The sequence below is a fragment of the Rhodococcus sp. PAMC28707 genome (assembly GCF_004795915.1).
In the GTDB taxonomy this organism is placed as follows: Bacteria; Actinomycetota; Actinomycetes; order Mycobacteriales; family Mycobacteriaceae; genus Rhodococcoides.
Genome location: NZ_CP039253.1, coordinates 350,619 through 369,647 on the forward strand (window position 1 = coordinate 350,619; position 19,029 = coordinate 369,647).

Annotated in this window: 18 protein-coding genes and 2 pseudogenes; 5 read left to right on the forward strand and 15 right to left on the reverse strand. The window is 62.2% G+C overall.

The features are described 5' to 3' along the window. Positions 1-3: 3 nt before the first annotated feature. The 3 genes from E5720_RS01590 to thyX are packed head-to-tail and all read right to left on the reverse strand — an operon-like array spanning position 4 to position 3,516. Positions 4-1,824 carry a ribonuclease J gene (locus E5720_RS01590; RefSeq protein WP_247596127.1) on the reverse strand — a complete coding sequence of 607 codons (1,821 nt, stop codon included), beginning with the start codon at positions 1,822-1,824 and terminating at the stop codon, positions 4-6. Next, positions 1,821-2,729, reverse strand: a complete 909-nt coding sequence (dapA, locus tag E5720_RS01595; protein ID WP_084348960.1) for a 4-hydroxy-tetrahydrodipicolinate synthase — start codon at positions 2,727-2,729, stop codon at positions 1,821-1,823. Before dapA ends, E5720_RS01590 begins: the two co-directional genes overlap by 4 nt. Before the next feature lie 34 nt (positions 2,730-2,763). Next, positions 2,764-3,516, reverse strand: coding sequence for an FAD-dependent thymidylate synthase (thyX, locus tag E5720_RS01600; protein ID WP_136169209.1), 753 nt, complete (start codon positions 3,514-3,516; stop codon positions 2,764-2,766). A gap of 99 nt (positions 3,517-3,615) precedes the next feature. On the opposite strand from thyX, the gene E5720_RS01605 reads away from it, so the two are divergent. After that, a complete protein-coding gene (locus E5720_RS01605; protein ID WP_136169210.1) occupies positions 3,616-4,089 on the forward strand; it encodes a hypothetical protein in 474 nt (157 codons plus the stop codon). A gap of 2 nt (positions 4,090-4,091) precedes the next feature. Here the strand turns inward: E5720_RS01605 and zwf are convergent, their stop codons facing one another. Genes zwf through E5720_RS22335 form a run of 4 tightly spaced genes read right to left on the reverse strand, consistent with a single transcriptional unit; the run spans position 4,092 to position 7,773 of the window. Next, positions 4,092-5,546, reverse strand: a complete 1,455-nt coding sequence (gene zwf, locus E5720_RS01610; protein WP_136169211.1) for a glucose-6-phosphate dehydrogenase — start codon at positions 5,544-5,546, stop codon at positions 4,092-4,094. A 53-nt stretch (positions 5,547-5,599) separates the two neighbouring features. Next, complete coding sequence (locus tag E5720_RS01615) at positions 5,600-6,820, reverse strand: crosslink repair DNA glycosylase YcaQ family protein (protein ID WP_136169212.1); 1,221 nt, start codon at positions 6,818-6,820, stop codon at positions 5,600-5,602. A gap of 36 nt (positions 6,821-6,856) precedes the next feature. Then, on the reverse strand, positions 6,857-7,471 hold the full coding sequence (locus E5720_RS01620) for an alpha/beta fold hydrolase (protein WP_348769842.1): 615 nt from the start codon (positions 7,469-7,471) through the stop codon (positions 6,857-6,859). Then, complete coding sequence (locus tag E5720_RS22335; protein WP_348769843.1) at positions 7,420-7,773, reverse strand: hypothetical protein; 354 nt, start codon at positions 7,771-7,773, stop codon at positions 7,420-7,422. The genes E5720_RS01620 and E5720_RS22335 overlap by 52 nt, the downstream gene beginning before the upstream one ends. Positions 7,774-7,901: 128 nt before the next feature. On the opposite strand from E5720_RS22335, the gene E5720_RS01625 reads away from it, so the two are divergent. Further along, positions 7,902-9,743 (forward strand): HNH endonuclease signature motif containing protein, encoded by a 1,842-nt coding sequence (locus tag E5720_RS01625; protein WP_247596128.1) that lies wholly within the window; start codon positions 7,902-7,904, stop codon positions 9,741-9,743. 12 nt (positions 9,744-9,755) lie between these two features. On the opposite strand, the pseudogene E5720_RS21915 reads toward E5720_RS01625, so the two are convergent. Beyond that, positions 9,756-9,956, reverse strand: a pseudogene (locus E5720_RS21915) (flavodoxin); the annotation flags it as partial. Between the two features lie 257 nt (positions 9,957-10,213). Between E5720_RS21915 and E5720_RS01630 the strand changes: the two are divergent. Further along, the gene (locus E5720_RS01630; RefSeq protein ID WP_168708262.1) at positions 10,214-10,729 is read left to right on the forward strand and encodes a hypothetical protein; all 516 of its coding nucleotides are present in this window, start codon (positions 10,214-10,216) and stop codon (positions 10,727-10,729) included. 303 nt (positions 10,730-11,032) lie between these two features. On the opposite strand, the gene E5720_RS01635 is transcribed toward E5720_RS01630, so the two are convergent. Together E5720_RS01635 and E5720_RS01640 are read right to left on the reverse strand one after the other, a co-directional pair. Further along, entirely contained in the window at positions 11,033-12,430 is a 1,398-nt protein-coding gene (locus tag E5720_RS01635; protein WP_136169214.1) for an IS1380 family transposase, read from the reverse strand. Positions 12,431-12,520: 90 nt separating this feature from the next. Then, a complete protein-coding gene (locus tag E5720_RS01640) occupies positions 12,521-14,152 on the reverse strand; it encodes a hypothetical protein (protein ID WP_247596129.1) in 1,632 nt (543 codons plus the stop codon). Between E5720_RS01640 and E5720_RS01645 the strand changes: the two genes are divergently transcribed. Continuing rightward, on the forward strand, positions 14,136-15,047 hold the full coding sequence (locus E5720_RS01645; RefSeq protein ID WP_247596130.1) for a hypothetical protein: 912 nt from the start codon (positions 14,136-14,138) through the stop codon (positions 15,045-15,047). The two genes, E5720_RS01640 and E5720_RS01645, sit on opposite strands and share 17 nt — an antisense overlap. Here the strand turns inward: E5720_RS01645 and E5720_RS01650 are convergent. The 4 genes and pseudogenes from E5720_RS01650 to dapB all read right to left on the reverse strand — a co-directional run bounded on the left by E5720_RS01650 (position 15,037) and on the right by dapB (position 16,988). Beyond that, entirely contained in the window at positions 15,037-15,489 is a 453-nt protein-coding gene (locus E5720_RS01650) for a flavodoxin family protein (RefSeq protein ID WP_136169215.1), read from the reverse strand. The genes E5720_RS01645 and E5720_RS01650 overlap by 11 nt on opposite strands. A 47-nt stretch (positions 15,490-15,536) precedes the next feature. Further along, positions 15,537-15,755 (reverse strand): annotated as a pseudogene (locus E5720_RS01655) (flavodoxin); the annotation flags it as partial. Continuing rightward, entirely contained in the window at positions 15,752-16,219 is a 468-nt protein-coding gene (locus tag E5720_RS01660; protein ID WP_084348678.1) for a tetratricopeptide repeat protein, read from the reverse strand. The pseudogene E5720_RS01655 and the gene E5720_RS01660, both read right to left, overlap by 4 nt. Before the next feature lie 10 nt (positions 16,220-16,229). Then, entirely contained in the window at positions 16,230-16,988 is a 759-nt protein-coding gene (dapB, locus tag E5720_RS01665) for a 4-hydroxy-tetrahydrodipicolinate reductase (RefSeq protein WP_136169216.1), read from the reverse strand. Between the two features lie 156 nt (positions 16,989-17,144). On the opposite strand from dapB, the gene E5720_RS01670 reads away from it, so the two are divergent. Next, positions 17,145-17,936 (forward strand): ATP-binding cassette domain-containing protein, encoded by a 792-nt coding sequence (locus tag E5720_RS01670; protein ID WP_136169217.1) that lies wholly within the window; start codon positions 17,145-17,147, stop codon positions 17,934-17,936. Here E5720_RS01670 and E5720_RS01675 read toward each other — a convergent pair. Continuing rightward, positions 17,917-19,029 carry a zinc-binding dehydrogenase gene (locus E5720_RS01675; protein ID WP_136169218.1) on the reverse strand — a complete coding sequence of 371 codons (1,113 nt, stop codon included), beginning with the start codon at positions 19,027-19,029 and terminating at the stop codon, positions 17,917-17,919. The two genes, E5720_RS01670 and E5720_RS01675, sit on opposite strands and share 20 nt — an antisense overlap.

A 19,029-nucleotide genomic window follows, 5' to 3' on the forward strand; every position in this document is an offset into this window, starting at 1 on the left:
CTGTCAGTTCACTGCCATGACTGTCGGAACGATCATCGGCTTACGGCGGTACTTGTCTGCAACCCACCGGCCGACTACGCGTCGCACGGCCTGCGCAATGCGATGGGTGTCGGTGACACCGTCGGTCGCAAGGCGCTGCAGCTCGGCCTCCACGAGTTGAACGGTGGCTTTGAGAGCAGTCGGATCGTCGGAGAATCCGCGACCGGACACTTCGGGGGTCGTAACCGCCCGCCCTGTTGTCGAATCGATGGCAACGGTGATGGCGATGAAGCCGCCTTCGCCGAGAACGAGTCGATCCGACAGTGTCGAATCACCCACGTCGCCCACGGACAAGCCGTCGACGTACACGTGTCCGACCGGGACCTGACCGACGATGCGAGCCAAACCGTCGACCATGTCGACGACGACGCCGTCTTCGGCGAGCACGACACGGTCCTCGGCAACACCGGTGGCCTTGGCGAGTGCTGCATTCGCGCGGAGGTGACGCCACTCGCCGTGCACGGGCATGACGTTCGTGGGACGGACCGCGTTGTACAGGTAGAGCAGTTCACCCGCAGACGCGTGACCCGACACATGGACCTTCGCGTTCTGCTGGGTCACAACCGTAGCTCCGCGCTTGGCCAGACCGTTGACGACAGCGAAGACGGAGTTCTCGTTGCCGGGGATCAGCGACGATGCCAGCACGACGAGGTCGTTGGCCTTGACGTTGATCTGCCGGTGTTCGCCGCGAGCCATCCGCGACAATGCCGAGAGCGGCTCACCCTGAGAGCCCGTGGAAATCAACACGAGTCGGTCGTCAGGAAGCGTCGCGGCGGTGTCGACGTTGACCTCGAGGCCTTCGGGCACACGGAGGTAACCGAGATCCTGAGCGATCTGCATATTGCGGACCATCGAACGGCCGACGAAGGCGATCCGACGGTTGTACCGCTCAGCGACGTCGATGACCTGCTGGATGCGATGGACGTGACTTGCGAACGATGCCACGATGACACGCTGCTTGGCCTTGCCGATGACCGTGTCGAGCACACCACCGATCTCGCGCTCGGGTGTGACGAATCCAGGAACCTCCGCGTTGGTGGAATCCACCAGGAAGAGGTCGACGCCTTCGTCACCGAGACGTGAGAATCCTGCGAGGTCGGTCAACCGGCCATCGAGCGGCAACTGGTCGAGCTTGATGTCACCCGTGTGCAGAACGACGCCGGCATCGGTACGTATCGCGATGGCCAACGCGTCGGGAATCGAGTGGTTGACGGCGAAGTACTCGCACTCGAACGGTCCGTGGCTCGTCTTCTGGCCTTCGACGACCTCGACGAGGTTAGGCCGTAGGCGATGCTCTCGGCATTTTGCTGCGACGAGGGCAAGAGTGAACTTCGAGCCGATGACCGGAACGTCCGGGCGCAGTCGCAGGAGGAAAGGCACGGCACCGATGTGATCCTCGTGGCCGTGGGTGAGAACGACGGCCTCGACGTCGGCCATCCGGTTCTCGATGTGCCGGAAGTCGGGAAGGATCAGGTCGACGCCGGGCTGCTGATCTTCGGGGAAGAGCACGCCGCAGTCGACGATCAGGAGCTTGCCCTGATGCTCGAAGACGGTCATGTTCCGGCCGATCTCACCGATGCCGCCCAGGGCAACGATGCGTAGCCCCTTGGACGGTGCCTTCGGAGGTAATCCGAGGCGTGCTGTCGGGTCGATCGCTTTACGGTTGTCCGGGCGTTGCGTCTTCGCCGAGTTCTGCGCCACGGGACGTGACGACTGAGCGGGTCGCTCAGCCGGAGGTCCGGCATTTCGGGTTGCGCGGCCGCGTGATCTGGGTGGTCTACTCATACAAGCACTCCTGCTGCTCGCAGGTCAGCTGCGAGCAATTCGATTTGGTCGATGCTCGGTGGCACCTGGGGAAGTCTGGGTTCGCCGACATCGATTCCGATGAGGCGTAGACCCGCCTTCGCTGCACTGACTCCGCCGAGGCGGGAGACCGAGCGAATGACGGGGATGAGGCTGGCATTGATGGCCTGCGCGCGCGCAATGTCACCGACCATGAATGCGGTGTGCAGTTCGCGGACGCGGGCCGGGACGAGATGGCTGATGACGCTGACGAAACCGGTAGCTCCGACGGACAGCCACGGGAGATTGAGTGGATCGTCTCCCGAAAAGAACTGCAGACCAGTGGACGCTATCAGTTCGGCGCCGGCATTGAGATCGCCCTTCGCATCCTTGACGGCAAGAATTCTGGGATGCTCCGCCAACCGGCGCAGTGTCTCGGTCTCGATCGGGACGACCGAGCGCGGCGGGATGTCGTACAACATGACAGGCAGATCGGTTGCGTCGGCAACAGCGGTGAAATGCGCATACAGGCCGGCCTGCGGTGGACGAGAGTAATACGGCGTCACGACCAGAAGGCCGTGTGCGCCCGCCCGCGCGGCATCCCGAGCGAGTTCGACGCTGTGTGCTGTGTCGTTGCTGCCCGCACCGGCAATGATCCGCGCGCGGTGTCCGACAGCTGCGATGACCGCCCGCATCAACTCGAGCTTCTCGTTCTCGGTGGTGGTCGGTGACTCGCCGGTTGTCCCAGCCAGAACCAAGCCGTCGTTTCCCTGTTCCACCAGGTGATGAGCGAGACGCACTCCCGAATCTATGTCCAACTTCCCGTCGGCAGTGAATGGCGTCACCATAGCGGTGAGCACCGTGCCGAACGGTGGCTGGATGGGAGGAGCGGCGTCACCGTATGTCATGGTCAGCAAGGTTACCCGGTGCTACCGGCGGTCCTCACAACTCGGTCACGAATGGGCTGTGCGCCACCTCTGAACCATCGGCCAACGTCGATACTTCGAAATCGCCGAATACATCCGGTGCCACTTCCGCCAACTGACGCAGACATTCCACGGCAAGTCGCCGGATTTCGATGTCCGCGTGTTCGGAGGCTCGCATCGAGACGAAGTGACGCCACGCCCGGTAGTTGCCGGTGACGAGCAGGCGTGTCTCGGTCGCGTTCGGCAACACCGACCGGGCGGCCTGACGAGCTTGCTTACCCCGCAACGCCGAATTGGTGACGCCTTCGAGTTTGTGATCGAGCGCATCCAAAAGTTCGACGTAGGCGGCCCGACTGGCGTCGGTAGCTCGTTCGAAGAGTGCTTCCAGGTGTGGGTCACCCTCGACGGCGGGGGGAACGATGACTTTGGCGTCGTTCTCGGGGACGAATCGCTGCGAGAGCTGCGAGTACGAGAAATGCCGGTGTCGGATCAACTCGTGCGTGCACGACCGGGAAATGCCGGTGATGTAGAAGCTGACGCTCGCGTGTTCGAGAACCGACAGGTGCCCGACATCGAGAAGGTGCCGCAGATACGACGCATTGGTCGCAGTGCGCGGATTGGGCTTGGACCAACTCTGGTAGCAGGCGCGACCAGCGAACTCGACCAGGGCCTGTCCGCCATCGGCATCGGTCTCCCAGGGGATGTCGGGCGGCCCCGAGAATTCGGTCTTGGCAACCAATTGCACATTCAGTGACACCGTATTCGGCACCGCAGTTCCTCCACTCGAGCTGGCCCGTCCGTTGGTGCAGCCTATCCATGAACGCAGTGACACCTTGCAAGACGTCAAAGATGACGTCATACTGACGTCATGGAACTGAACAAGCACACAGCCTCGCTGCGCGCCGATCTACTCGCGGCCGCTGCACTGGGTGACGAACACACGAGACAGACTGCGGAAGCACTCGGCGCAGCTGCCGAAGCGTCGGCCAAGCTCATGCTGATGGGGGCGCTGTCGGAATTCGCCGGCGAACTGAACGAACAACTCGGCGACCGCTCGGTGCACGTCCGTCTGGACGGTGCCGATGTCTTCGGCGAAGTCCGAATGTCCCCCACAGCCGCAGATCCGACAGCCTCGGACAGCAGCAGCCCTTCCGAGGACTATCCGACCATGGACGAGGTCACCGGCGAAATGCGCCGGGTGACCCTTCGTATGGTCGAACACATGAAGGATCGCGCCGAGGAAGCAGCCTCCACCAATGGGGTGTCGCTCAATTCATGGCTCTCACAAGCAGTCCAAGGGGCTCTGCGCGATCAGATACGCAAGGACCGCAGCGGCTTCTGACGTCACTTCTTCTCGCGCCACGCACGTTCGAACGGCAACCGCCACGCATGCGGGGCGACGAGTTGATGAATGGCATTGGGTCCCCACGAGCCAGGTGAATACAGCCGAACCGGTGGTGGATCGGCAAGGAGCGGCGCCGACACCTCCCACAGTCGCTCGATACCCTCTGCCGTCGTGAACAGGGTGTGGTCTCCATGCATGGCGTCGAGAATCAAGCGCTCGTACGCTTCGAGAACGTCGCCGACCCGTTCGGTGTCCTGGATGGAAAACTGCATGGACAATTTGTCGAGTCGCATCCCTGGCCCCGGCCGCTTGCCGTAGAACGACAGCGATACCTTCGACGCGTCCGCTAGGTCGAACGTCAGGTGGTCCGGCCCCTGCGCGCCGACGCCCGATCCTGCCGGGAACATCGATTTGGGTGGCTCACGGAAAGCAATCGAAATGATCCGTTGTCCTTCGGCCAACCGCTTACCGGTCCGCAGGTAGAAGGGAACCCCTGCCCACCGCCAGTTGTCGATTTCGCACTGAAGTGCGACGAAGGTGTCGGTGTCGGAATCGTCAGCCACTCCAGACTCCGATCGGTAACCGGAATACTGCCCGCGCACAACCCTTTTCGGGTCCAAAGGGATCATCGAGCGGAAGACCTTGTTCTTCTCCTCGCCGATCGCTCCGGGTTCGAGGGCTGTCGGCGGCTCCATTGCCATGAACGCGAGAACCTGAAACAGGTGCGTCACCACCATGTCTTTGAAAGCTCCGGTGGATTCGTAGAAGTTCGCCCGACCGTCCAGTCCCAACTTCTCCGGGATGTCGATCTGGATGTGGTCGATGAAGTTCCGGTTCCAGATCGGCTCGAACAGACCGTTGGCGAACCGGAAAGCCAGGATGTTCTGTGCAGGCTCTTTTCCGAGGAAGTGATCTATCCGAAAGATTTGATCTTCCTCGAAGGTCTCGTGCAGTGTGGCGTTGAGGGCTATCGCACTGTCGAGATCGGTACCGAACGGCTTCTCCATGATGATGCGCGATCGTTCGACCAGATCGGCGGCACCGAGCATTTCGACGACGGCGAGAGCAGCTTTCGGCGGAACACTGAGGTAGTGCAGGCGCCGGGTTCCCGGACCCAACTCCATCTCCGCGTGCGCAACAGCATCGGCGAGCGCCGCAGGCCCGGCTTTCTGCGATACATAGGTCAGCTTGCGTGCGAACTCGCTCCAATGCTCGTCGGAGACCGTGCGAGTGGAGAATTCGACGACAGATTCCAGGGCCATCTGGCGAAACTCGTCACTTGTCATCTCTTCCAGCGAAGTTCCGACGACACGTATACGTGGAGCGAGGTCGGACAATGCCAGGTGCATCATCCCCGAAAGAAGTTTGCGGCGAGCCAGGTCGCCTGTTGCTCCGAAGAGCACCACGACCTGTGGGGGCAGTTCACTGTCGGATACGGACACTCGTGAAGTCACACTTGCGATGTTCGCACCATCGAGTACATCCCGCTGCCCGAACAGACGATTGGTTACACAGCGCCTGCCAGGGCGGTCGCGAGGTCGCCGCGTTCACCGATCATGATGGCGTCGAGCCCCAGCCAGTCCGCCATTTCACGCAGAGACTGCGCGAGCGCAACGGCGATGGGACCGACTGCGCGTTCACCTTCGACGAATGCGCCGAGCACCTGCAGCTCCGAACGCGCCCGGTCACCCTTGAGATCGAGCCGCGCGACCAGCTCGTCTCCCATCAGAAACGGGAAAACGTAGTAGCCGTGGACCCGCTTGTGTTGTGGGGTGTAGATCTCGATGCGATAGCGAAAACCGAAGATGCGCTCGACGCGCGGACGGTAGAAGATCATCGGATCGAACGGACACAGCAGTGCGCTCCCCCGGACGGACCGGGGAATACGAGCCTCGACATGCAGGTACGCGGGCACGTCCCAACCGCGTACTTCGACGGGTTCGAGGACACCGTCCTCCACCAGTTCGGCGACAGCGGCTTTCGATTGTTTCTGTGAAAGCCTGTAGTAGTCACGAAGATCGGGCTCGCTTGCGATACCGAGCGCCACCGCAGACTTGTCGACCAATTCCCTCACTGCATCGGCCTCGTTCACCGTGCGAGAAAGGATATCGGGCGGAATCACCCGTTCCGTCAGGTCGTAGTGCCGAACGAAACCGGAGCGAGTGGCAACCGAAACCATGCCCGCCGCGAACAATTGCTCGCACACGACCTTGACGTCACTGCGGTCCCACCACGGGCCCTTGCGTCCAGGACGTTCGACCTCGAGCGCACGCTCGATGTCACCGGCACTCGACGGCCCGAAATCTCCGATGACAGCAAGAACATCGTCGGCGAGCGCCGGGTTCCGTTCCAGAACTTTGGCAGCTCCTCCCCAACGACCATGCTCGTACAACTTTGTGCGCCAACCCATCAGCGGCCAGTCCTCGACCGGTATCAGCGCGGCTTCGTGCCCCCAATACTCGACGAGCTTCCGAGGGCGTCGCGCAGTATCGGTCCACGCAGCCTGATCGATCACAGCTCGGTCGTATTTGCCGATTCGACTGAACACCGGCGCATAGTGCGCGCGCACGAGCACCGACACCGAGTCGAGCTGGAGCAACTGCGTCTGTGCAATCACCTTGTGCACCGCTCGTGTGGACGCCAGCCCCTCTTTTACAGCACGCGCAGACGCCAGCCCCTGCGCGGCCAGGGCGGTGCGGCGTGCCATCGATGCACTCATCTCACGCATGACGTCACTGTGCCACGAGGGTCCGACGACTCTTCGCTACGGAGCCCAACCGTGGGAGCGGGCGATGTCCTCCATCGTGGACGCCAGCTGAGACAATCCAGGTTCCTCGATCGGAAAGTGACCGCACCCGTCCAGCATTATTAGCGATGTAGGCGCGGCGATCCTGTCAAGAAATCGAATGCTCAATTCCACCGGGGTCCACGTGTCTTCTGCAGGATGCGTCAAGGTCACCTTCGGGCCTTGATATTGCTCGGGGGCCACGTGTTCGAATGACATGAAACTGCTGAGAAATCCGAGCGGTAGGGACACTCCACCGCCGAGTGGATCGGTCGCGCATGCCTGCGACAGCTCTCGATTTGCACTCATGTTATCGATATCCATCAACCACCGCACCGGCACACGGACGCTGCCGAGCACCGCCGCCGCTGCCTTCAGCAGTCGCGGGGCTATTGGGCCGAGAACACCGAAACGTGCAGCGGCTGAGCGAGCATCGGCATCCGATGGATCCAGAAGACAAGTAGCAATGACGTCGGCAACCTGACCGGTTCGAGCAGCAACTTCATACGCCAACATTCCGCCCATGCTTGCACCGAACAGAACTAAGGGACGCGGATCGCCACGCCGCTCCGCTCCGCTACTACAAGATCGCACAGCATCTCGACCCAGTCCTCGTATCTCACCGCCCCTCCGATCGCCACAACTGTCCTGCCGTACAGCGGCATATCGGGAAACAACACATCGGCTCCACGCGTCGCAGCGAATGCCGCGAATGGCCACAGTGCGCCTGAATGCCCACCTGCACCATGAATCGCCAGAACTTTGACAGCCGCATCGCTGTTGCGCGCCCGGGCAATATGAACTGAGGTGTCACGCCACTGCCAGGTCGTCGAGACCGGTTGGAGGAAAATTTGGTACCCAGCAGGAAGGAACCGCGCATATGCGTCTGACGTCATGGGAGCGAGACTAGACAGAGATCACCGTCGCTGCCGAGCCGAGACGTGAAGAAGATTCCGCCTTGGCAAGTGGGCGTGTGGCTGTGGACCGTCAAAACGTGTCGGTAGGGGGGCTTACACTCGCAAGTATGTTCGAATCGGGGGATTTCGGAGCTGGCATCATCGACGGCAACAGCTGTGTGGCAGGGCTGCTCGCTGTTGCCGGCCGAGATCGCCATCAAGAGAATTTGTGCCGAGTTCGTGTGGTGGAATCGGTCTGCAACGTCGTAGAGATCCGCCTCGCCGATGCCGATGACCGCGGCGGCGATCCCTCCGACGCGTTGCGCGATGCGGTGTGCGAGGCAGCAGGAGCACTACGCATGTCGTGGCGCCAGATCCGGGCGTTCACCGACACCGGCTTCGAATTGGACCGATTGCCTTTGACCGCCATTCGATTCAGTTGCGGAATGCTCGACTGGTCCCACGTCACGGTAATGACCTCGGTTCTCGGTTATGCCAGTGATGAGACGATCAAGGCCATCGAGTCCGATGCCGTTGCTGCAGCCGCACGCCTCAACGCACCGTCACTCCGCAAAAAGCTGTGGCGACTGTGGATGACGCACAACCCCGACGAGGCCGCGGTAGCTCGGGCACTGTCCGCTCGCACCGGCAGAGAGGTGTCGGTCCGGCAGGAAGGAGATGGAACAGCGATTTTGCACGCGCAGTTGACCGACCTCGAAGGTGCCGAAGCCGACGCGCTGATCGAGGAGATCGCCGGGACCGTGTGCAAGTCCGATCCGAGGTCGCTACGACAACTGCGTGTCGACGGACTGTTGGCCCTTCTACACAGCGAAGAAGCTCTCGAATGCCACTGTGACCGCGGTGAACAGTGCCCGGTGTTCGGCATCACCGACGCACCGCCTCCGCGACGTGGACATCTCGTCCAGATCCTTGTCGATGTGCAAACCCTGTTGGGTCTGACCTCGAGCCCGGCTGTCCTGGCGGATGGGACACCCCTCGACGCAGACCTAGCCCGGCTGGTCGCCAAGGATGCTCAGTGGCAAGCGCTGTTGACCGAACTCATAACCGTCATGACGTCCTCGGGTGTCACTATTCCATCCAGCGTCACAGCACCACCCAGCACCACTGCAGCAGCCAGCGTCACTCCCCCAGGTGGTGGGGATATTCGACACCCTGCTGCTCTGTTATCGAATTCGACTGTCGGTCAACCCCTCTCGGAGCATCTGATCGGACGCGGTCGGGTGCGCCGAGGTGGCATTGTCCCCCGCACATTTCCCCGAACGTTCGGCCCTGCACGATCGGAAATCAGCGAATCGGTCCGAGCAAAGTTCTCCGCCGAACTACTCGCCACCATCGAGAACGACCCGACACAGGCCGCGGGAATGTTTCCCGACGGACACGGTGGTCTTACGTGCCCACCGCCGGGCGCGCTGACGTACAAGCCCTCGACCGAGACCGCAGCACGTGTACGGATGAGCCACCGGACGTGCACCTTCGAACACTGCGATGTCTCCTCCACGAAGTGCGAACTCGACCACATCGTCCCGTTCGACCACAACAACCCCGAGCGCGGGGGGTGGACTATCGAGACGAACCTGCACCCAGTCTGCACCCGCCACCACCAGGCCAAGACATCGCGCAGCTGGACCGTCGCCCTCCTGCAGGGCTGCGCGATCCTGTGGACGAGCCGCTCCGGATACCGGCGGATCTCGCTCCCGGATCCGGGAGGGCTGGGCTTACCCAGAGCCCGCCGACGCGGAAAACGAGGTTCGGAACCCGAGCCCGATCCGGTCACGGTGACCTGGTGGGAAAAGAACCAATCGCCCGGCACGCAACCACCTACGACCAAGGACCTCCGAGACGCCGCGACCGATGTTGCACGGGCGCGAATCCAAAATCTGCGACGCCGATTCCGCGAACACAGCGCAGTCGTTCGACTACGCGAACGCGCCGAACCCCCACCGTTCTGAAGACACAGCGGTTCAGCTCATGAGAGTTGCTGCCAACGTGCCGCCGAGTTCGTAGCAAGAATCCTTGGCGGCCTTGTCCGCGGTCGTCAGTTCCAGTGCAGCGGACACATTTTCCAGCGCCCACCCGGTGGCGATCTTCGCTATCGCCGATACTGCGCCGACGGTGTCGTTGTTGCCGTGAACCCACAGACCGTATGGGCGGGAGGAGACTGCTGACCGGGGGCGCTCGGTCGTCGAGCAGGAGATCGAGTGCAGGGCTGTCTGCGAGTGCGCAACGGGTAGCCGGTCGCTGAGGCGTTGACCAACAACGACCGATCAGCCACCTGCCTCGCGACGAAGGACCGCCCCGTGCGCCAGGCTGAGGGAGGTGCTGCGCTCGGGCGACGCCCTGGTGGTCTGGAAGCCCTCACACGACTGGCCCGTCGTTGGATCACTACGTCGACCTGCGCCGCCTATGCACCGACCGTCAGATGATGTTGTCCTACAGCGGACAGCTCTTCGACCTCGAAGGCGGCGACAACCGATTCACCACCGGTCTCGACGCGCTGCTGGCCGAGCACGAGGCCGAGGGTATCCGCAAGCGGATCAAGCGCCCACCGCGAGAACATGACCGAGGGCAAGGTCCACGGGCGAGTCCCAGACGGCTGCAGGATTGTTCGCGACCTGGACACCGGAAAATCGACGGGTCGCGCCGCCGATCCGTCGCCTCCCCGGTCGCCAAGGCTGTACGGCGCATGCTCGATGGGCACAGCTTCGACTCGGTGGTGCGGTGGATTGAGACTCGAGATCCGCTCGGCTGGCCTCAGCGAAGCTGCGCCGAATCCTGGTCGCTTTACACCGATGGAAAGGTCTCGCGGGCCGAAGTCGACCGTACTCTCTTCCTGCCCGCCGACAACTTCGATGCCCGTGCGCTCGCCATCGCCAACATCAGGAGCGGTGCGGCCCCCGGCAGCTTCGGAATCACACCGGCGGGCGTTAGGATCTGACCTTCGTGGTGCCGGGTAGCATCCTACCCAAAGTCCGCCCACCCCAGCATCTCCCGATACAGGACCTCATTCCCAGTCGGATCTGGCATTAGACGTGGATCGTCCGCCCAACAGCCCAGTACGGGGTGCTGCGCAGTCGTGATCGTGGCCAGGGTCTTAGCCTCGATCCACCGACTGAGGTGATGCATTGTGGTCGGTGACTGAATTGTGGGGTCGGGGTCTTCTGGGCGTGTGTCGTCCGCTGGTCTACCCAGCGTTTCCACGATTGTCGTTGTTCGGGCCGAGTCGGCGTGTCGGTCAGGATCAGGCAGTCGAAGGTGGACTGAACCCAATGATGTTGCGCCATAGTTGAAGCCATGCGTCGAGCCATGGCCACTTTCGCGGCAGGTGCAGCGTGGGTGCGCGCTGCGGCCGCACGAAACGCGCGGGAATGTTGACGATCTTCCGCCGTAGCGTCATTCCGCGGGCCTTCGCGTGCCGCCCGCCTGCCACGGTTCCGGCAGCGCGCAGTAGGTTGTGCGCGATCGCTGCGCACTGCACCCACGCGGAGTTCGCGCCGAACGATCCCGAGGGCATGTGCGCGAGCGGTCCGTCGATCAGATCCGAGAACACGGTTTCGATGATCGCGTGTGCCCGGTGAACGACATCGGCGGTCGTCGTCGGCAGGGTGCTGTTGGTGAAAAACGGGTGATACCGCCACACCGGGAACAGTGCATCGCGGTAGCGGGCGTCTTTGACCCGCCGGACGATCAACCGTGCGGTGACAGGATGAGCGGTGGAAGAGAAAGCGGTGAAAGCTGTTTCAGCGACCTCTGCGTCGGAGATCCAGCCACCGGTATCGGGGTCGCGGACCGCGCCCGGATATCGCACGGCCGTCCACGCATCGTCGGTGATGGAATCGATGGCTCGTTGGACGAGGCGGTTCTTGATCAGGACGAACGAGAACTCGACGGAGGCGTTGACGCAGGCACGTACGACACGGCTGTTGCCGTAGGCGGAGTCGCCGCGGACCATGATCTTTCCCGTCGCGCCGGCCATCCGGGCGGTGGCGATGGCGTGGGCGACCATCCGAGCGGCTCCGGTACCGGACCCTGCTTTGCCTGCTCGCAGCCGCATGCCGGTGATCACCGGAGCCGAGTCGGCGGTACTGATGATCGTCGCGAGCGGTGAAAGTCCTTTGCGGAGGATCTGCTTGCCCGCGATTTTGGAGTGACCGTAGGAGGCACCTTGTTTGGCGTGACCGTAGACCGGGCGCAGGAGCGAGTCGATGTCGACGAATGCGCGGTCCGCGATGCCGGGCAGGATCTCGGTGCGGTGAGCGAGAGCAACGAGGTGTTCGCGCAGGACCGATTCGAGTTGCCGATTGTGGCCGAACGTGAACTCGCGCAACAATGTTCCGACGGTAGAGGGTGCGTAGACGGAGTCGAAGAGGTGTTTCGTACCGCCGGACCGGAGGAGGTCGATGTCGTCGATACTGTCAGCACCCGCGCACATCGCCGCGATCAACGTCGTCAACTTCGGTGCCAGATTTGCGGTACCCGATGTGATCTTCGGGGCGGTGATCGACACCTTGTCCGCCAGCAGTTTGGTCAATCCGGTCTGGTCGGCAAGGGCCATGATCGGCAGCAGTCCCGCGCAGGACACGAGGTGATCGTCGTCGAACTTCGCGGAATCAGGGTGGAAGGTGTGGGATGATCGCACTGGAAGTGTCCTGTTGGTCTGGTCCGATTTTTTGTGTGAGAACTCAAATCATTCCAGGTCGGAGGGCACTTTCTTCAGTTCGACACCCCACTACCTCCCAGATTCATCGGTGGATCGAGGTTTAGTGCAGATGAGAAAGCGTGAGAACTCGTCGACATAGCGGAGCGTTTCTTTGAACAGCGTGGTCGCCAGTGTTGCCAGATCGGCGGCGTATGAACGTGGTTCAAAGGGATTTGAGGATTGTGCGTTCCAGACTCCTAAGCGGTCTAGTTGGTCCTGGTTGAGAGGTGTGCTATCCGGATCGAACTCAGCGAGGCCGTCGAGAGTCACCGCCACCGTTGTCGACGAGCCGTAGCCCCGAGATAGCTGGTGCTGCGTATCGAGCGGAAGCGCATGAATACGGTTCCGTAGCTGACCGATGACCCGTGCGTAAGCCCCGAGTGCTTCGAGTTCTGCTGTATCGGTCGGTTCGAACTTCTCAATCACCGAACGCAATTCGACCATCGAGGTGAGGGAACCACGCTGCTTGTCGGGATTCAGACTCGTGTCGAACAGCGTTTGAGTCACACGAGCGTATCTATCCATCGCCGCACAGAGATACAGCAAGATTCGATCGAATGCCTCGGCGGTGGTCTCGGCAGTATCCGACCGCTGCATCGCGGATGAGCTGCCGTTACTGAGTACAGCGAGTAAATTGTCGACTGCTCGTGCTGCACGGCTGAGCCGCAGAGCGATTGCGGCCATCGACTCGACAAGATCAGGGTCACGGCCCATTGTCGCCATCAGGCGTATCGCGGTGAGATGCGGTAGTGAAGCGTCGATTCCGGCGAGGCAAAGGTCGGTGACGGATGTGGCGTTGCACTTCCGGACAAACGTACCTCCGCCCTGCAATCCGCCCTTAGCCGATTCCAGCACGTGGTTTCCTGTGCTGCGAAGGTAATGACCAAACAGAGGTAGCAGCTGATCGGGCGTGACACTGATAATCGAGTCGTTGTCGGCCACGTCGTCGCGCAGCGCGGTGGCAGCCGTTGTCACGATGACGTCTATCCCAACAGCACCGGCTGCCGCTGCCAGCGCCGACGCTCTATGCCGGTCGGCAAGGGTCAGGCCATCGTCGTTCGAATACGCTTTCCGCGCAGCCTCGTCGAGCTGCGCGTAGATGCTGAAGAAGTTCCCCGAAGTCCCCAGCCAATGTTCTCCGTCTCGGTAGCCGGAAATGCCAACAGTAGATGCGTCGGCGAACCTCGGGGCGTCGTCCACGGTGGTGAATGTGAACGCGTACCACTCACGCGAGCCGAGGATGCGAAGCCACCTTGTCGGTTCGCCCGCATCGTTCTGGACCAACAAAATCGGCTCAACCTCTTCGTCCCGACCGACAACCCTTAGAAGTTCCGCAGTCGCTTCTGGCAGAGTCTGGACGTCAATGCCAACGCGCATTTTGCGAGTGCTTGGCTGGATCGGGAACAGCGGCGGCGCGTCACGCTGAGTCCCGGTCGTCGTTGCTGGAGGTCGAACGTATCGCATGTAGCGGAAGCGCGGGATGTCGTCAGGCACTGTAAGACACATGGCATACAGATACACCGTCGCTACGACAACTGGCTCGCATGGACGAAAATGATCCGACTGGCGGACACGCCTAACGGGCGCACCGCCCCCCCCCCCGGCTGGAGATAGGGCAGCGGGAGCGGTGTGGGAGGTGACGACGATGGCCTCGACGCCCATCAGCGACGATACAGGCGGTGGTGGCAGCGGCAGCAGATACGCTCTGCGCATGGGTGAGAATGAGAGCGCGCGTCTGCCCGGCCTGGACAAGATCGAGCGCGCATTCGAGATTCGAGATGAGCTGCGGGACCTACTCGAAGAACTGCTCACTGCCGAGAAGAAGTACTCCCGACGCAGCAACATGTCCGAGGCGTCGGCACCCACCGTGTGGGCTGAGTGGACGCTCGATGAGGTCCCCGATTACACAAGGCCGTCGCTGCTCATGGGCGACGTCATCCACAACCTCAGAGCCGCAATGGACCACGCGCTCTGGGCTATCACGCCGACACGGATTCAGACGAACAACCCTCTCGACGTGGCGTTCCCGCTCCAGCGCTCGGTCGAGTCTTTCAAGAAGTGGCTATCCAAACGCAAGCAATGGTATGGCCCTACAGTCGTTGAGGTGTTGGACTCCCAGCAGCCGTACCACGCCGGTCCCGATAAGCTGCACCCATTGCACGTGCTCCAGCACCTCTCGAACACCGACAAGCATCGACTGCTGAACGTGGTCGCCAACAATGCAGTTCAGATGTCCGAGGTACGCGTCTCTCCATACCCACCCGGCGGCGTGAAGTCGAGCGTGCATGAGGGGATCATTGAGGCGGGTGAAGTCCTTGCGCGTGTTGAGTTCGCGCGACCCGCCGATAGGGGTGATGTCGACCTCATGCCGGTCTTCGCGTTCGAGCAGGTCTTTCACTACGTTGACCCCACCGGGGCAGAGCGCTGGCTACAGTTCGGCGAGGCGATGAACGCGGTGTGCCCGGCGGTGGTCGATGCAGTCGGCTATGTGGCCTCCGCCCACGGGAAGGACCTCAATGACGGATGGCAGCCGCAAAGACGCGCTGCTACCCCATGAGTCCGGCGGCGACGGTCGCGCCCAGCTCCCAGCACGCCTCCAGCACCGCATTATCGGGCTTGTTCGACGCGATGACGTACTCGGCCGCCTTCTCCCAGCCGAGCCCGGCGGTAATCCGGTCAACGGCGTTCTCCGCACCCTCGGTCCCCTCGTTGCCATGCAGGTACAGCCCGAACGGGCGGCCCCGCGTCGAGTCGAGGATCTGGTAATAGGAACAGTCGAACCCGTGCTTGAGTGCGCCTGAAATCGAACCGAGGTTCGCCGGACTGCCGAGCACGTAGCCATCAGCATCGAGGAAGTCGCTCGTCGACACCGAAAGCGCCGCGCGGCGCACCACCTCGACGCCCTCGATCTCCGGATCGGTCGCACCGCTCACCACCGCCTCGAACATCGCCTGGCAGTGCGGCGACGGCGTGTGGTGGATGATCAGCAAGCGCTTCATGCCGCCGACCTCCAAGAACATGTAATAGCGGGGTTATCGCAACTCAAATGCTTGAGAGCACCGCTCATATAGCCGAAATTCGCCGGTGTTCCGAACAGATATCCGTCGGCGCCCAGGACATCGGAGATGGTCGCGCCCAGTGCTGGAACGCTCCGAACGGTCACGCCCTCTATGTCAGGATCCCTCGCACCCGCCAGCACTGCTTCGAGAAGCTCACGCGTAACCGGCGACGGCGTGTGGTGAACGACGAGCAGAGTGGCGGTCATCGGTCGGCGGATTCCTGCCGTTCGAGTTCTACTGCCCGCTTCATCGTCTCGCGGGCTCTGCCTCGGTCGCCTGCGTAGTCGTAGGCTCGCGCCAATCGGTAGGAGTTGCGCCAGTTGTCCGGATCTTTCTCCCACTCACCTTTGATCTGTTGGAAGAGTTCGTCGGCGGCGTCGCGGGCAATCCGACCCGACGGCATCGTCGGTAGATCCGAGACGTCCAGTTCGAGGTTCTCCTCGCGCATCCGGCTGGCCAGATGCTGATGATCGAACCCTGCTTTGAGGGTGGCGCCGACAATCCACACCCCGAGGATGGGCAACAGGATGACGCCTATTCCGAGACCGATGTTGACCGGGCCGCCGGTCTGAATCAGCGACAGACCGCGACTTCCGAGAAGGTAGAAATAGAAGCCCAGAACCAGCACCATGACGCCGATGATGAGCACAACTTTGGTGGCCTTGTTCATCGCAACCTCGCTACAGATCCAAGAAGGGGTCGAGCCCGACTGTCAACCCGGGCCGTCCGGAAATTTCACGCACACCGAGAAGGACCCCGGGAGCAAACGACGAGCGGTCCATCGAGTCGTGCCGGATGGTGAGCGTCTCCCCCTGTGTTCCCAGCAGAACTTCCTGATGGGCAATCAGTCCGGCGAGACGGATGGAGTGCACGCGAACGCCGTCGACTTCAGCGCCTCGGGCACCGTCCAACTCCGTGGTCGTGGCATCAGGACTCGGGCCTACGCCGGCCTTCTTCCTCGCATCGGCGATCAACTGGGCCGTGCGGTATGCCGTCCCGGACGGCGCGTCGGCCTTGTTCGGGTGGTGTAGTTCGATCACCTCGACCGAATCGAAGAATCGTGCTGCTTGCTCGGCGAACCGCATCGTCAGTACGGCGCCGATAGCGAAGTTCGGCGCGATCAGGACACCGGTCCGGGGCGAACTCGTCAGCCATGACCGAACGGTGTCGAGGCGTCCCTCGTCGAAGCCGGTAGTTCCCACAACGGCATGAATACCGTTCTCCACGAGGAACTTCAGGTTGTCCATCACCACGTCCGGGTGTGTGAAGTCGACAACGACCTCGGTGGCTGCGTCGACAAAGGTCGAAATCGGGTCGCCCTGATCGACCGTAGCAACCAATTCGAGCCCGTCTGCTGCCGTGACGGCGTCACAGATGGCTTGTCCCACCTTGCCGCGGGCCCCGAGGACGCCGACTCGAATAGGCGCTTGTGCACTCACGACTGTTTCCACTCTCTTTCGCTGACACTGCTTTCGCTGACACTGACGGCTTCGGCAAGCCTACTGACTTGCGAGGTACCCGTACTACGCCGGTTGGAAATCGGTAGTCGTCGGGCAGGCCGCAAACCGGACTCGGTGTCAAGATACTGTCGACCGGTGAATACGGAAAGTGTCGTGCGCGCCCACAACGTCGACCTGGTCAGAGGCGGACGACATCTACTGCGCGGCGCATCGGTGAAGGTCGAGCAGGGGCAGCACTGGGTGCTGCTGGGTGCCAACGGAGCAGGTAAGAGCACGTTGCTGAGCCTGCTCGGCGCGTTCGTGCACCCAACCAATGGCACCGTGCATGTCCTCGGTCACCAACTGGGCCGTGTCGACATGCGCGAGCTGCGCACCCACATCGGTCACGTCGATCCTCGACTACGTATCGAAGCTCCTTTGACGCTGTTCGAGACCGTGCTCACCGGGCTCACCAACACTCCTGATCTGATTCCGCGATGGTCGGCCACTTCCGAGCAGAAAGACCGGGCCCGATCGCTCATCGCCTCCCTCGGTATCGAGGATCGCAGCGACTCGCCTTGGCGCACCCTTTCGCAGGGTGAACGTGGCCGCGCGCTGATCGCGCGGGCACTCCTGTCCGACCCTGCGCTTCTACTTCTGGACGAACCCGCCACCGGACTCGACCTCGCTGCTCGCGAGCAACTTCTCTCCGCACTCGACAATCTCCGCACAGAGCACGAATCATTGTCGAGCATCCTCGTGACGCATCATCTGGAGGAAATTCCTACATCCACGACGCATGCCGTACTCATCCGCGACGGCATGATCATGGTCGACGGCCTCGTCGAAGACGTACTCACGACCGAGAACATCAGCGCATGCTTCGACCATCCCATCGAAATCGGACGCCGCAACGACCGCTGGGTCGCTACTGCTCGTCGAACGTGATGACCTGACGGATCGCTCTGCCGTCGGCGAGTTCGTCCATGCCGTAGTTGATGTCCTCGAGCCGGATTCGCGAGGAGATCAGCTTCTCGACAGGTAGCCGGCCCTCGCGCCAGAGCTGCGCATACTTCGGAATGTCACGCTCTGGCACTGCAGAACCGAGATAGCTGCCGATGATCGTGCGCGCTTCGGCGACGAGTCCGAGAGGCGATATCGAGGACCTGGCGTCGGGAGCGGGAAGGCCGACGGTGACGGTCCTGCCGCCGGGTGCCGTCGCGGCGACGGCCGCTTCGAAGGCGCGCGCGTTTCCTGCAGCCTCGATCACGATGTCTGCTTTGATACCCAGCTCATGAAGCTCGGCAGGCGAATACGTCCGAGTCGCACCAAGTTCGCGAGCGGTTGCCAGCTTCTCAGCCACTGCATCGACGCCGATGACCTCACCGGCGCCCACGGATACAGCCGTCAGTACAGCGGCCATTCCGACGCCACCGAGACCGACCACCATGATGGACTGGCCAGGTTTGGGCGCACCGGCGTTGAGAACTGCGCCACCGCCGGTCAAGACCGCACATCCGAGCACCGCCGCGATGTCGGCCGGAATATCGTCGTCGACGGCTACAACCGATTTCCGGCTCACTACCGCGTGTGTTGCAAATCCGGAGACCCCGAGGTGATGTTTGACTTCCTGGCCCGCGCGCGCCAATTTGCCACCGCCACCGAGTAGTTCACCGGCATTGTTCGCCGCACTGCCTGGCACGCAAGGCATCTGTCCGTCGGTCCGGCAGCCGGCGCATTCTCCGCATCGAGGCAGAAAGGTCATCACCACGCGGGTGCCGAGTGCGATGTCCTCGACCCCGGACCCGAACGCCTCGACGCGACCGGCTGCCTCGTGTCCGAGCAACATCGGAACTGGTCGTACGCGATTGCCGTCGACCACGGACAGATCGGAATGACACAGGCCGGCCGCCTCGATTCGGACGAGCAATTCGCCCTCGCCGGGCGGATCGAGATCGAGTTCCGAGATCGTGATCGGCCGAGATTGGGCGAACGGCCGAGACCGTCCGATTTCCTCGAGCACTGCGCCGCGAATCTTCAT

Excerpts from the sequence above, each read along its gene's own strand:
- E5720_RS22335 (WP_348769843.1), bottom strand. The coding sequence starts at position 7,773 with ATGACGTCAGACGCATATGCGCGGTTCCTTCCTGCTGGGTACCAAATT.
- E5720_RS01625 (WP_247596128.1), top strand. The coding sequence starts at position 7,902 with ATGTTCGAATCGGGGGATTTCGGAGCTGGCATCATCGACGGCAACAGC.
- E5720_RS01590 (WP_247596127.1), bottom strand. The coding sequence starts at position 1,824 with ATGAGTAGACCACCCAGATCACGCGGCCGCGCAACCCGAAATGCCGGA.
- E5720_RS01615 (WP_136169212.1), bottom strand. The coding sequence starts at position 6,820 with ATGCGTGAGATGAGTGCATCGATGGCACGCCGCACCGCCCTGGCCGCG.
- dapA (WP_084348960.1), bottom strand. The coding sequence starts at position 2,729 with ATGACATACGGTGACGCCGCTCCTCCCATCCAGCCACCGTTCGGCACG.
- E5720_RS01645 (WP_247596130.1), top strand. The coding sequence starts at position 14,136 with ATGGCCTCGACGCCCATCAGCGACGATACAGGCGGTGGTGGCAGCGGC.
- E5720_RS01650 (WP_136169215.1), bottom strand. The coding sequence starts at position 15,489 with ATGAAGCGCTTGCTGATCATCCACCACACGCCGTCGCCGCACTGCCAG.
- E5720_RS01630 (WP_168708262.1), top strand. The coding sequence starts at position 10,214 with ATGATGTTGTCCTACAGCGGACAGCTCTTCGACCTCGAAGGCGGCGAC.
- E5720_RS01675 (WP_136169218.1), bottom strand. The coding sequence starts at position 19,029 with ATGAAGATTCGCGGCGCAGTGCTCGAGGAAATCGGACGGTCTCGGCCG.
- E5720_RS01660 (WP_084348678.1), bottom strand. The coding sequence starts at position 16,219 with ATGAACAAGGCCACCAAAGTTGTGCTCATCATCGGCGTCATGGTGCTG.
- E5720_RS01605 (WP_136169210.1), top strand. The coding sequence starts at position 3,616 with ATGGAACTGAACAAGCACACAGCCTCGCTGCGCGCCGATCTACTCGCG.
- E5720_RS01640 (WP_247596129.1), bottom strand. The coding sequence starts at position 14,152 with ATGGGCGTCGAGGCCATCGTCGTCACCTCCCACACCGCTCCCGCTGCC.